The organism is Flavobacterium piscisymbiosum, from assembly GCF_020905295.1.
Classification (GTDB): Bacteria; Bacteroidota; Bacteroidia; order Flavobacteriales; family Flavobacteriaceae; genus Flavobacterium; species Flavobacterium piscisymbiosum.
This window is the reverse complement of record NZ_JAJJMM010000001.1, coordinates 175,227-188,380: the sequence shown is the minus strand read 5'-3', so window position 1 is coordinate 188,380 and position 13,154 is coordinate 175,227. Positions and strand designations below refer to the sequence as shown.

The window sequence follows — 13,154 nt, the reverse complement described above, 5'->3', positions numbered from 1 at the left end:
CACCTGCCTAAATTTTATCTAAGATATAAAGAATTCTGTTGTCAACCGTATCTTTTGGTACTTCAATTAACTCGTACCCATATTTCTTATACGTTTCAACAAGGTGTTTTTGTATCGTTAAAGCTTGTTCGAAATTTTCGTAGCGCTCAGTGTCGCATTCGTAAATTTCTTCCCAAGGCGGTAAAATAAAAGTTTTGGTGTATTTAAAATCTTCACAAGCTTTTACAAAGTGCTCCGGATAATCATCGCCTATATAATCCATATAAGCTACAACATCAGGAATTCCTCGATCTATAAAAACGACATTGTCGGGTTCTTCAAGAGCGTCTTCGTATTGTTTAATGCGACCTTCCAGTAACATTTCGCTAAACAATAAAGGTTGTTCAAGAAACAATTGGTCGATACCCCGTTGCTGTGCTTCGAGTGTAACTTGTCTTGAAATTTCAGGATAACAGCAGTAGCCACGAGCTACCAATTCGTTAATAAGAGTAGATTTTCCCGTTCCCGGGCCACCAATTAAAACTATGATTTGTTTTTGCACTTTCTTAAAATAAAGCGCAAATTTACCTAAACTTATTGTATTTAAAAAGATTATTTTGCCTTGAGCGAATGATTTCGCAATTTTATGCGATATCACTGCTGCTTTTGGCTAAAACTGGACTAAAGTCCAGCCCTAAAAAATGAATCGTTCCTACGGAACTAAAACGAAAAAGAGCCGTAGACTCGGCTAATATTGTAGGGCTGGACTTTGGTCCAGTTTATCGAGGATAATTATGTTATTGCTAAGTTGGTTATGAAATAGCTACAAGTTTCGGAAAAAACTTGTAGGAGATAAAAATAGAATTCTATTTTGACTAGCCGTTGGTTTTAACCAACGGGTTTATGAATTTGAAGATTTCGGCTTTAGCCGAATATTTTGATGATTTTTATTTTTATGCGCTACCCGAAATATTCAGATCTGAGTAATTGTGCTTCGTTAAATTTATTTTTAAACTTATATTACAATTTCCTCCATCATTCATTTGAATTAAAGAATATTTAAAACCTTTTTCATCACGTGGATCCTTGCAGTAACTATTTATCAAAATTTCTTTTTCTTGGTTTTCGTTTATTATGACAATACATTGGTATACATATTTATCAAATTTCCTGAGCTTTGAAGCGTTATCAGAAAAAGATTTTTTTAAAATTTGATCCATTTCAACTAATTCCTTTTGGTTTAAATCGGATGCTTTTATAGTATTTGGTTTGTAATTAAAGTAATTTTTATGGAATTCTTCTTCAAAAGAGAAAAACGCATAATTATTATATTTTTGAAGATTCAATTTGTTTTTTGTTTGAAGCAGGTTTTTTTGAATTTCAATTTTTAACGGAAACTCTCCTCCAATAAATTCAATAAAATTATTTTTAATTACTGCTTTTTCACTTCTATTATAAGGAAATCTTGTTGGACTGAAATAAATGGTATCATTTTTTGAATAACAGAAATCATTAAATGTTTCTCTTTTGTTGTGATTTTTACCTTTTTCTATAATTGTAAAAATATAAGAACTATCAGAGAAGAATTGAAACTTTATGCTTGATTTTTCAATAAAATTATAGCTGTTAAGAGCCGATAGTTTTTCTACTTTTTGCACAGATTTTTTAGTTTTATCTTCTTTACATTGAATAAATAATCCTAAAACAACTAATGATAATGTTATTTTTACTTTCATAATCCTATTTTATTGTATCATTCACAAAACAAATATTTTCCAGAACTCGCACCCTTCTTCCCAGAAGGAATAATAATATGCGATTCGAATCTTTTTCCTTTCAAAACATCATTCACAAAATCCAGAACATATTGTTGCCCCTGATGAAAAAGGTAGCCCGAGAACTCATGTCCGCCGCCACAAAAAGTGATCAGTTCGATGTCTTTATGTAACTCATTCATATGATTATAAACTGCATAAGAACCAAAAAGAATCAGCCAGCCCGAAGCATTTGTTGGGCAGGAGCGATGTGAACCAGCTGCGTACGGAACTGTATCATCATTATTTCCGTGTGCCAATAACATCGGAATTGCTTTTTCCTTCGTAATTAAATTAATATCCTGAATCGCTCCGGAGCCTCCAATGAAACCTTTGTATTTAAAGTTTTCAGGAAGATTGTTTTTGTATAAATTCATAAGTTTATAATCCCAAAAAGAAGCATGAAAACCAATTTCGGCTCCCGCACTGATTCCTGAAATAAATATTTTAGAAGAATCGAGATTGTATTTATTGGCATTTTCGATCAAAAAAGAAGTAGCCTGCCACATATCGCTTACACCAATTTGTATTGCTTTTATTTTTTCGGTTAAAGTTCCTTTGCAGCCAAAATCTTTTCCTTTCATATATAAAGAATATGAAATGCTGGCAACCGCATAACCATTTTTGGCCATAAAAAGTCCGAATTCTTTTTCGCTTGTGCGTTCTCCGCCTGAAAATCCTCCTCCAAAAGCAAAAATGATTAACGGAATTTTTTCGTTAGTTTTCTTTTGAGGCAAATACAAATCAAGATCGAGTTTGATGGTGTCATTCTGGAAATAAGTCATCGTTTTGATTTCCTGAGCCTTCATCGAGTTGAATGTAAATACGATAACAAAAAGAAGAATTTGGTTTTTCATAATAATATGTTTTTTAATCTCGCAAAGATGCAAAGTCAAATTTAAAAAGTTTAAAAATAAAACTAGGCGACTTTGCATCTTTGCAAGATTATTTCTGTGCAATGTTTCTCAAATATAAAAGTTAGTGAGGAGTTTCACTAATTTACACGAATTTTTAATTTAAGCTATATGAAATTCACGATTTTTCTAAGTCATTTTAATTTATGAAAATTTGTGAAATTTGTCGCAAAAAAACATCCTGAAAAATCTAAAATCTAAAATCTGAAATCTGAAATCAAAAACGTATATTTGCCTTCTATTTTAATGTGCAAATGGAGAACGATAAAGAAAAAAACACAGCCGAATTTTACGAAAGATTAAAGGTAGAGTTAGATAACTCAAATACTTGGCCTGCAGAATATTTGTATAAATTTATAGTGCCTTCGGTCGATGATAATGTCGAACGGGTTGAAAAAGCTTTTGACAGTATGGGCGCCGTTATTAAAACAACAAAATCTAAAACAGGTAAATTTACCAGTGTTTCTATAGATGTTACAATGCATAGTGCTGACCAGGTGATTAGCAAATACAAAGAAGTTTCTACTATAGAAGGTATAGTTTCATTATAAATTATGGTCGAAAAATATAAAAAAGAAGTCGCAAATGACGTTGTTTTTAATTTAGAATACAATTCTGAAAGACAGCGCTTACTTATTCCGGAATATGGTCGTCATTTACAAAAACTGATCGATCAGGCTACTATTATCGAAGATGCTGAAACGCGTAATAAAGCAGCGAAATACATCATTCAGGTAATGGGAAGTCTGAATCCGCATTTGCGTGATGTGCCGGATTTTCAACATAAATTATGGGATCAGCTTTTTATCATGTCTGATTTTAAATTGAATGTAGAATCACCATATCCAATTCCGTCAAGAGATGTATTACAGTTAAAACCGGATGTTTTACAGTATCCGCAAAATTTTCCTAAATACAGATTTTATGGTAACAATATCAAGTATATGATTGATGTTGCCAACAAATGGGAAGATGGAGAAATGAAAAATGCATTGGTATTGGTAATTGCCAACCACATGAAAAAATCATACTTAAGCTGGAACAAAGACACAGTAAAAGATGATGTGATTTTTGAGCATTTATTTGAATTGTCTGGAGGAAAAATCAATTTATTACAAAGTACAGAAGAGCTTTTGAATACTACTGATTTATTGCGCACCAACAAACGCATGTCGAACAAAATAACACCACCGGGACAACCAAAAATCCAAAGCAACAAAAACAATAAAGGTCTGGGAAAACCGAAACCTTTTCAGAAAAATAATCAAAAGTAAAAAAAAAGGTACTAAGGTTCTAAGATGCTAAGAGGCTAAGGTTTTTAGCTCAGGATCTTATAATTTTAGTAACTCAAAGCCCTAAAAACAAAAACAAAAATAAAAGTTGCTAAGCATCTAAGTTACTAAGCTTTTTTGCAAAGAAAAAAAACTCAGAATCTTAGAACCTTAGTAACTCAGAATCTTAAAAAAAATCTATGGGAATTTTTAAAATCGAAGGAGGAACTCCTTTAAAAGGAGAAATCACTCCGCAAGGAGCAAAAAATGAGGCATTACAAATTTTATGTGCCGTGCTTCTAACGGGGGATAAAGTAAAAATTAATAATATTCCCGATATTATTGACATCAATAAATTAATCACTTTGTTGGGTAATTTAGGAGTTAAAATTCAACGCAATGAACCGGGTTCGATTACGTTTCAGGCTGATGAAGTTAACGTTGGATATTTAGAAACAGAAGCTTTCAAAAAAGAAGGTGGAGCGCTTCGTGGTTCTATTATGATTGTTGGACCACTTTTGGCCCGTTTCGGAAAAGGATATATTCCTAAACCGGGAGGAGATAAAATTGGTCGTCGTAGATTAGATACTCACTTTGAAGGTTTTATTAACCTTGGAGCAAAATTCAGATACAACAGAGAAGATCACTTTTACGGAGTAGAAACTCCTGCAGAAGGACTTCAGGGAACAGATATGTTGCTTGACGAAGCATCTGTAACCGGAACAGCAAACATTGTTATGGCAGCTGTTTTGGCAAAAGGAAGAACTACCGTTTACAATGCAGCTTGTGAGCCTTACTTACAGCAATTGTGTAAAATGTTAAACTCTATGGGAGCTAACATTACAGGTGTAGGATCTAACTTATTGACTATCGAAGGTGTTGAAAGCCTTGGAGGATGTGAGCACAGGATCTTGCCTGATATGATCGAAATTGGTTCGTGGATTGGTCTTGCGGCTATGACAAAAAGTGAAATTACGATCAAAAATGTAAGCTGGGAAAACTTAGGTTTGATCCCAAATACTTTCAGAAAATTAGGTATCACTATCGAAAAACGTAATGACGATATTTATATTCCTGCTCATAAAAATGGGTACGAAGTAAAAACCGATATCGATGGTTCTATTTTGACAATTGCCGATGCGCCTTGGCCAGGATTTACACCTGATTTATTGAGCATTGTTTTGGTTGTGGCAACACAAGCAAAAGGAGATGTTTTAATTCACCAGAAAATGTTCGAAAGCCGTTTGTTTTTCGTAGATAAATTAATCGATATGGGAGCAAAAATTATGTTATGCGATCCGCACAGAGCCGTGGTTATGGGACATAATTTTGAATCTCAACTAAAAGCAACAACAATGTCATCTCCTGATATTCGTGCGGGGATTTCATTATTAATTGCTGCGTTATCAGCAAAAGGAACAAGCACAATTCAGAATATAGAACAAATCGATCGTGGATACGAGCGTATCGACGAACGTTTAAGAGCAATTGGCGCAAAAATCGTAAGAGCGTAAAAAAAATAAAAGTTAGCCACGAATTACACGAATCTACACGAATTTTTATTTAATTTTTAAAAATTTTTAAATTGATTTTCCTCAATTCAAAACAAAATAATTGGTGATAATTGGTGTAATTCGTGGCGAAAAAATATAGCTCAGCTAAAAGAAACGGAAATGACAGATGAACAAAAAGCTGTAAAAGCTACTATATTTAGTATAGTTGGAAACACCTGCTTAGCCTTGGTAAAAGGTTTGGCAGGTTTTTTTGGCAATTCATACGCCTTAATTGCAGATGCGATCGAGTCTACTGCAGATATATTTTCGTCTTGTTTGGTTTTATTCGGAATCAAATATTCTAATAAACCGGCAGATGAAAATCATCCTTACGGTCATGGTCGTGCAGAGCCATTAATTACTTTTTTGGTAGTAGGTTTTTTAATTACCTCGGCAACTATTATTGGATACGAAAGTATTGCTAATATTCAAACTCCGCACGGATTGCCAAAATCATGGACATTGTATGTGCTGGGCGTAATTATTGTCTGGAAAGAGTATTCATATAGACTGGTAATGAAACGTAGTAAAGAAACCAATAGTTCGTCTCTGGCAGCTGATGCCTGGCACCATCGTAGTGATGCTATAACATCGGTGGCGGCGTTTATCGGGATTTCGATTGCGCTAATTATGGGAAAAGGTTTTGAATCTGCAGATGACTGGGCGGCGCTTTTTGCTGCTTTTTTTATCCTGTATAACAGCTATAAAATTTTCAGACCTGCGCTTGGCGAAATTATGGATGAAAATCTGAACGATGATTTAGTCGAAGAAATCAGAATTGAATCCCTAAAAGTAGTTGGTATCCTTGGAACTGAAAAATGCTTTATCCGTAAAGCCGGAATGAAATATCATGTCGATCTTCATGCCATTGTATCGGCAAAAATTTCGGTAAAAGAAGGCCACGATTTGTCACACAAACTACAAGATACCTTAAAAGAAAGAATTCCGGAATTGGGCAATGTTCTGATTCATATCGAGCCGGATGATTATCACTGAGGAAAGAGGCTAAGGTTCTAAGATGCTAAGTTTCTAAGGTTTTTGACAGTTTTGTCAGGCTGAGCGAAGTCGAAGCCCACGCAAAGAATATCAAATTGCATACTAAAATCCGCTTATTCTTTATAGAGTAAGCGGATTTTTTATTTGGGGGTTTTTCGTTGCGGCGAGCGGGCTATCCGCTATATTTCCGATGTAGAAAAACAAGGATTTTTAGCCGTAGTTTTTATTAATTGGGAGATGTAGCTTCTATCCCTAACGCAATCTTCGGGATTGACAAGATTGTGGTTAAATCTTTTCGAAATGAAATACTAAACTAGAACATTCTTATGAAAACGATTGTCCTAGCCCCGATAGAAGTGGAAATCCTTTTGTGTAATGAAATGGAGCAAAAGATTGCAACGGATAGCGGGATTAGCTCCTGAAAATTATCATAGAAATAGGGATTGTGAAGATTAAAAAAACTCAGCAACTTAGAACCTCAGAACCTTAGCACCTTTAGTCTAATACATTCAAAATCTTCAATCCAAACACAACGCCGTTTTGCTGAATTCCGCCTTGATAAGAATGAACATAATCTACTCTGAACAATTTAAATTTCCCGAATCCTAAATTGTCTAAGCCAGCCGTAAATTCTGTGTAGGGCTTTCTATCTGGAATTGCCAGAGAATGAAACCCAAGATTCATGGTAGATTTTAAAAGGTTTAATAACGGGATTTTATTCATAATAAATCCGGTATCGTTATACTCGAAATGGTTTTCAAAATAACTGTCGTTTGTGCTGTTTGAATAATATGGCATTAAATTAAAAACATTTAAATAACGATCGCTTGTTCCTATATGAGTTTGATTTCCGTTAAAATGTCTGTAATCGATAAACGAAATGTTTTCGGCATTAAAGAACTTTCCTGCTTTGAAATTCATTCCCAGAGTTCCTTTATTGCCTAATGATAAATCGTAAACAACAGAAGCTCCAATGCGTTCAAATTCGTATTTTTTCTCGCTGGCGGCAAATGCTTTTTCGAAAGCTAAAAATAGGGTTGGATATTTATCATTTTTAATATTGTATCTGCCGTCAGGTCGTGAAATGTATTTGTTGCCAAAGTTAATTCGGGCATTTATTGAGGCTTTAAATAAATGATGAGGATCAAAAGCCGGCGTTGTAAAATCATTTGGCGCCAATGGATTATTAGAAGAATAAATATCATCCTTTTTAAAGAAAGAATAATCAGTGGTGTTAAAGAGAGGTTTTCGTTGCTCATAACCCACTTTTCCAAATAAATTCACGCCATTTAAAATGTTTTGCGAATAGCCAATCTGGGCATATTCCAGATTATACAATTTCATATAATTATCCTTAAAAAACAAAGAACTTACAGAATTGATGAGCTTAGTTATGGGTTGAGCACCATTAAATTGAGTCACTTTTGTTCCTCCCGAAACATTAATAGTTGCAAAATTTATGTTGTTGAATTTATGTGTAAAATCTCCTGTAATACGAAAGCGCTCATCCGAGAAACCATAATTAAAAGTCGTACTTATCGAAGTGCTTTTTCCTTCGTCTTCATTCCATTTTTTGAAGGAAAACCCAGAATCTAAGTTAAAACCCTGAACGGTATTAAAACTTAAAGAAGCGATGTTTAATAATCCTTTATAATCAAATGAATATTTTTTGAAAGTGTTTTTATAATCGTACCCCATCAAAATATCGGTGACTTTAAACTTATTGTTTTTTGCGTCTACCGAATCCATATATTTTTGAGATTTTCTAATCGTTTGCAAGCTGTCTTTTTTGGTATAATCCGTGCTTTCTTCAATCGTCAACGGAATTGGTCTGATCTGATTCCAGAAAGCATCGTCTTTTTTGTTGGCATTGGCTTCAAATGCAACAATTTCATTGCCAAAGGTTTTCTTCTCAAACGAAGCGGGAAACTCATAATTAGAGTATACATAATTAAATTTTCCGGAGAATTTTACACCAAATATACCAGCGTTAAAATCGAGTGTTTGCGCATTTTTTGTCCAGATTTTATTTTTTGTATTGTAACTAAAGCTTTGTTTTAGGGTCATCACTTCGGTAAACTCATTCTTCATTCGATACCCTTTTATATCTAAATCAAGGGCATAAATGGCAAAACTATCGTCGACAATATAAATATAACCCTCAAAAACAGGTTCTTTATCGCGTTTTGGTATGACTTTAATTTTATAAACCTGTTGTTTGTTGTCGTCGTAAAATGTTCCTTCGAGTTTGTATTTGTAATAACTAAAAGCATTGTCGGCAATAGGAGAGATGAGCTTAACATCAAAGTCAAGCGTGTTATCATAAAAATCATAAGTCGATAACGAAGCGGTGTTATAGCTATATCCTTTATTGTTTCCGGAAATTTTAGAAGCAATAATTTTCTCTTTTAATTTGTCGGGTTTTTCAAAAGTAATTTTAGAAATAGTTTCAGATAAATACAAAATTCCGGTTCCGGTAGAATCCAGATTGGATGCCATATCCTGACCAAGATCTACTTTTTTGCCCAGAATTTTTTTAGGCAAATCCTTAACTTTAAACATTCCTTTCGAATAAAAATCGGCAGTATATCTTCCGGTTTTGTCCGAGTTGTCTTTTTTCTCCCCTATAGCACTCCTTATAATGGCATCAGCAGGATTTTTTTTAGGATCAATTACAACTTCATTTAGAGCAAAGCTTTCTTCAGCCATTTTTACATCTAAAACAATGCTCTTTGAATCTCCGGAAAGGGATATCTTTTGAGTTTTGAAACCCAGATATTGAAAAACAATTTTGTTTTTACCAACTTCCTTTATGTTTAGCTGATATTTTCCTTGTTCGTTCGAAGTGGTTCCGCTATAAGTGTTTTCTTCAAATACAGAAACAAAAGGCAGCGGATTTCCTTTTTCGTCGGTTATAGTTCCCTTTATTTGGGCAAAATTTGAAATTGAAAAAAATAAAAAGGCAAGTAAAGTATAGTTTTTCATGGAAGTGGTTTCTCTAACAAAAATAGAATAAGTTAAAAATGAGCTTATTAAAAATTTGTTAAATAAAGACCTACAAGAAAGATTGAATCGCGAGATTATAACTTTTTAGTCCAAAGCCTAAAATTACGCCTTTTGCATTGCCCGATAAATACGATTGGTGCCTGAAACTTTCACGTGCATAAGTGTTAGAAATGTGTACTTCGATTACGGGTGTTGTCACCGCTTTTATCGCATCTCCCAAACCTATTGAAGTGTGTGTATAAGCGCCGGCATTCAAAATGATCCCGTCATAGGTAAAACCAAATTCCTGAATCTTTCCAATCAGTTCGCCTTCGATATTACTTTGATAATAGGACAGTTCGATATTTGGATATGTTTTTTGCAACGTTTCAAAATAATCTTCAAAAGTTTGGCTTCCGTAAACTTCCGGTTCTCTTTTGCCTAAAAGATTCAAATTGGGTCCGTTGATTATAGCGATTTTCATATTTAAGTTATTTTGAAAAGTATTTAGATTTTTTTAAACCATATAAGTAATATAAGTTCATTTAATCTAGGTTACTGTTTGTTGATTTTTTTTTAGTGATTGATATTGCAATTGATTTTTGACATTGACTTTTGTAATTGTCATTGAACTTGGTAAAAATAAAAAAACCGTTCTAATTAATAGAACGGTTTTTATAAAAGTATGTGATATATTTTTTAGAACATAAATCCTGCTGAAATCTGGAATACAGAGTTTTTAACATCTGCATTTTTAGAAGCTTCTGTCAGTCCTAAACCATAACGCCCTTGTAAAAAGAAGTTTTCTGTAAGTTTTACTCCTAATCCGGCATTTACACCAAATTCAAAAGTTTCACCATTTTTGACATCAAAATCATTTCTTTCACTTACTAAGAACGAAGCCTGTGGACCAACTTCTAAACTAAATGTATTGTTTAAATAAAATTTAGCCATTACAGGAATAGAAATATATCCTAGCTCATTTTTAATATCTCCACTCACATCATCAAATTTATAAGACGCACCTGTTGTTGAGTATAAAAGCTCTGGTTGAATAGAAAATTTGTCTAGTAATTTTATTTCGGCAACTAGACCAGCATGATAGCTAGTTATACCTTCTTTGTCAATTTGATCTGGAAAATCTCCGGTTTGACTTGCAAAGTTAACCCCTGCTTTAACTCCAAGTTTTAATAATTGTGCCTGAATTGTAGCTGATGTTGCCAGGAACAAAACAGCTGCTAAAATTATTTTTTTCATAAAAGTGTTTTTTAAAATTTGGTGTTTTTTAACGTTATCTATTAGTCAAAACTACATTATTTTGATTTTATTGTTTTGCATTTTACTTTAAATAATTAATAAAATTCGCACTCAATTTTAATTATCCAGCCTTCCTTTTTTGTTTTATTAATCTAAGGCATTGATGATCAGTCTATTATTTGTAATTGAATTCTGTCTTATTTTATCATTTTATAAACTTCTTGTGGACTTATTTTAACAAGTATAAGTTTAGTTTTATGATTTAATAATAAATAAAAATTGTAAACATGAAAAAAATTATTTTAGCTGCTATTGCAGTAATGACAGTGGGTTTTGCCAGCGCACAAACAGGAGGATTTTCTAAAGGAGATGTATTTGCTTCTGGAGCTTTAAATGTAGGTTCTCAAAAAACAGGGGATAACAAAACAAGCGGATTTACTATTGAGCCTAAAGTAGGTTATTTTGTAACTGAAAATATTGCGATTGGAGCAAAATTAGGTTTTGGTTCAGAGAAAGACAATGATTTAAAAGATAACACATTTACTGCTGGAGCTTTTGGTAGATACTACTTTACGCCTGCTTCTCAGTTTTCTATTTATGGTCAGGCTGGTATTGATTTTACTAATCATAAATTCAAACCTAGTGATGCAAAATCAAATGAAATTGGTGCAAATGTTGGTTTAGGTTTAAGTTATTTCTTATCTAGTCATTTTGCTATTGAAGCTACTTGGCTTGGTTTAGGTTATAGCGTAAATAATAATGGTGGACATGGTGCTGAGAAAACAAATACTTTTGGTTTTGGTACTGATTTAAGAGATGTAAGCTTTGGAGTTGTTTACAAATTCTAATTAGAATTCTAATAATTTTCAAAAGCCTTCCTAAATATTAGGAGGGCTTTTTTTTGTTTAAGGATATTTTAATTATTGTGAATTATAAAGTGTTTATTTGCTTTTAGTAGCGTTAACTGTCTAATTACCACTTTTTTTCTTAAAATACAAGTTAGTTTTTATGAAGAATATTTTTATATTTGATTATTAAATTTAACCCAAAACAAATTAAGATGAAGAAAATTATTTTCGCTGCTATAGCAGTAATGGCATTTGGATTTACTAATGCACAACAAACAAGATTTGGAATAAAAGGAGGTCTTAACGTTACTTCTTTTGCTGGTGGAAATTATTACGATGCTAAATCTTTGGTAGGTTTTCAGGTTGGAGGTTTTGCTGAAATTAAAATTATCGAAAGATTATCTATTCAGCCTGAGGTTTTGTTCTCTACTCAAGGAGCAAAGCTTGAATTTGGTAATACTGATTTTAATACTAAATTGAATTATATAAATATTCCTGTTTTAGCTAAATTTTATATTACTAAACAATTTACTGCTGAAGCTGGGCCTCAATTAGGTTTTTTAGTATCTGCTAAAAGAGATGATAGTGATGTTAAGGATTCTTATAAATCAGTAGATACAGGATTCAATTTTGGTCTTGGGTATAATTTTACAGAGAATCTAGGAGTTGGTCTTCGTTATACTGTAGGTTTGTCAAATATTGCTGACTACGAAGTAGATGATACACAAGAGTATTTAGATAGCCCAAAAAACAGTGTTTTAGCATTGACATTGGCTTACAAATTCTAAGTAATTACCATAAAATGTTTGAAAGCCTTTCTTAATCAGAAAGGCTTTTTTTGTAGGAAAAATACATTTTTAATAAGATTTTGCGCCTAGTTACTACAAAAAATGTTAAAATACAAATAATTTTTTGGTAAGTATATTTCTATATTTGCCCTCGAATTAATTTAACCAAAACAAATTAAAAATGAAAAAAATTATCTTATCTGCAATTGCAGTTATGGCATTTGGTTTTGCAAATGCACAAGAAGGACACTTTAAAGTAGGTGCGCACACAGGTTTTATTTTAGGTGATCTAAAAGATTCTTACTCTGTAAATTTAGGTGTAGATGCAGCTTATCTTTGGAATGTTGCTGATAAATTTAGTGTAGGAGCAACTACAGGGTATACAACTTATTTGTCAAAAAAGACTACTGTTGATACTCCTTTTGGTTCTTTCGAAATTGAAGGCGATAATGCTGGTTTTATTCCAGTTGCTGCAACTGCTCAATATTCTTTAACTGACAATTTATTTGTAGGTGCAGATTTAGGATATGCAATTTATGTTGGAAGTGGTGAGGGTGATGGTGGTGTTCTTTACCAACCAAAATTTGGTTACCAAAATGAGAAAATAGAAATATTTGCTTCTTACAAAGGTATTTCAGATGATTTAACACTTTCTTCTATAAACCTTGGATTTAACTATAAATTCTAATTAGAATAGATAACATATTTTAAAAACCTTCCTAAATTGGAAGGTTTTTTTATTTATAAGA

Annotated in this window: 13 protein-coding genes; 7 read left to right on the top strand and 6 right to left on the bottom strand. The window is 32.8% G+C overall.

What is annotated here, in order from left to right; translation table 11 throughout:
- Positions 1-7: 7 nt before the first annotated feature.
- The 3 genes from LNP81_RS00945 to LNP81_RS00935 form a co-directional block, all read right to left on the bottom strand.
- Positions 8-541: an AAA family ATPase gene (locus LNP81_RS00945; RefSeq protein ID WP_230032753.1), complete on the bottom strand. Its 534-nt coding sequence runs from the start codon at positions 539-541 to the stop codon at positions 8-10.
- Positions 542-932: 391 nt separating this feature from the next.
- The gene (locus tag LNP81_RS00940; RefSeq protein WP_230032751.1) at positions 933-1,715 is read right to left on the bottom strand and encodes a hypothetical protein; all 783 of its coding nucleotides are present in this window, start codon (positions 1,713-1,715) and stop codon (positions 933-935) included.
- Positions 1,716-1,732: 17 nt separating this feature from the next.
- Positions 1,733-2,650 (bottom strand): alpha/beta hydrolase family protein, encoded by a 918-nt coding sequence (locus LNP81_RS00935; RefSeq protein ID WP_230032750.1) that lies wholly within the window; start codon positions 2,648-2,650, stop codon positions 1,733-1,735.
- Positions 2,651-2,961: 311 nt separating this feature from the next.
- Here LNP81_RS00935 and LNP81_RS00930 point away from each other — a divergent pair, with 311 nt between their 5' ends.
- From LNP81_RS00930 to LNP81_RS00915, 4 genes are all read left to right on the top strand, one after another.
- On the top strand, positions 2,962-3,258 hold the full coding sequence (locus tag LNP81_RS00930) for a DUF493 family protein (protein ID WP_230032745.1): 297 nt from the start codon (positions 2,962-2,964) through the stop codon (positions 3,256-3,258).
- Between the two features lie 3 nt (positions 3,259-3,261).
- Positions 3,262-3,981, top strand: a complete 720-nt coding sequence (locus LNP81_RS00925) for a DUF4290 domain-containing protein (protein ID WP_230032741.1) — start codon at positions 3,262-3,264, stop codon at positions 3,979-3,981.
- Between the two features lie 197 nt (positions 3,982-4,178).
- Entirely contained in the window at positions 4,179-5,492 is a 1,314-nt protein-coding gene (murA, locus tag LNP81_RS00920; protein ID WP_230032739.1) for a UDP-N-acetylglucosamine 1-carboxyvinyltransferase, read from the top strand.
- Between the two features lie 159 nt (positions 5,493-5,651).
- Positions 5,652-6,527, top strand: a complete 876-nt coding sequence (locus LNP81_RS00915) for a cation diffusion facilitator family transporter (protein WP_230032737.1) — start codon at positions 5,652-5,654, stop codon at positions 6,525-6,527.
- Positions 6,528-7,022: 495 nt separating this feature from the next.
- Here the strand turns inward: LNP81_RS00915 and LNP81_RS00910 are convergent, their stop codons facing one another.
- The 3 genes from LNP81_RS00910 to LNP81_RS00900 form a co-directional block, all read right to left on the bottom strand.
- On the bottom strand, positions 7,023-9,512 hold the full coding sequence (locus LNP81_RS00910; RefSeq protein ID WP_230032735.1) for a DUF5686 and carboxypeptidase regulatory-like domain-containing protein: 2,490 nt from the start codon (positions 9,510-9,512) through the stop codon (positions 7,023-7,025).
- A 70-nt stretch (positions 9,513-9,582) separates the two neighbouring features.
- Positions 9,583-9,996: a type II 3-dehydroquinate dehydratase gene (aroQ, locus tag LNP81_RS00905; RefSeq protein WP_194616803.1), complete on the bottom strand. Its 414-nt coding sequence runs from the start codon at positions 9,994-9,996 to the stop codon at positions 9,583-9,585.
- Positions 9,997-10,211: 215 nt separating this feature from the next.
- Entirely contained in the window at positions 10,212-10,769 is a 558-nt protein-coding gene (locus LNP81_RS00900; RefSeq protein WP_230032733.1) for a porin family protein, read from the bottom strand.
- Positions 10,770-11,056: 287 nt separating this feature from the next.
- Between LNP81_RS00900 and LNP81_RS00895 the strand changes: the two genes are divergently transcribed.
- From LNP81_RS00895 to LNP81_RS00885, 3 genes are all read left to right on the top strand, one after another.
- Complete coding sequence (locus tag LNP81_RS00895; protein ID WP_230032731.1) at positions 11,057-11,617, top strand: outer membrane beta-barrel protein; 561 nt, start codon at positions 11,057-11,059, stop codon at positions 11,615-11,617.
- Positions 11,618-11,829: 212 nt separating this feature from the next.
- Entirely contained in the window at positions 11,830-12,405 is a 576-nt protein-coding gene (locus LNP81_RS00890) for a porin family protein (RefSeq protein ID WP_230032729.1), read from the top strand.
- Between the two features lie 181 nt (positions 12,406-12,586).
- Positions 12,587-13,093 carry an outer membrane protein gene (locus LNP81_RS00885; protein WP_230032725.1) on the top strand — a complete coding sequence of 169 codons (507 nt, stop codon included), beginning with the start codon at positions 12,587-12,589 and terminating at the stop codon, positions 13,091-13,093.
- The last annotated feature ends 61 nt before the right edge of the window (positions 13,094-13,154 follow it).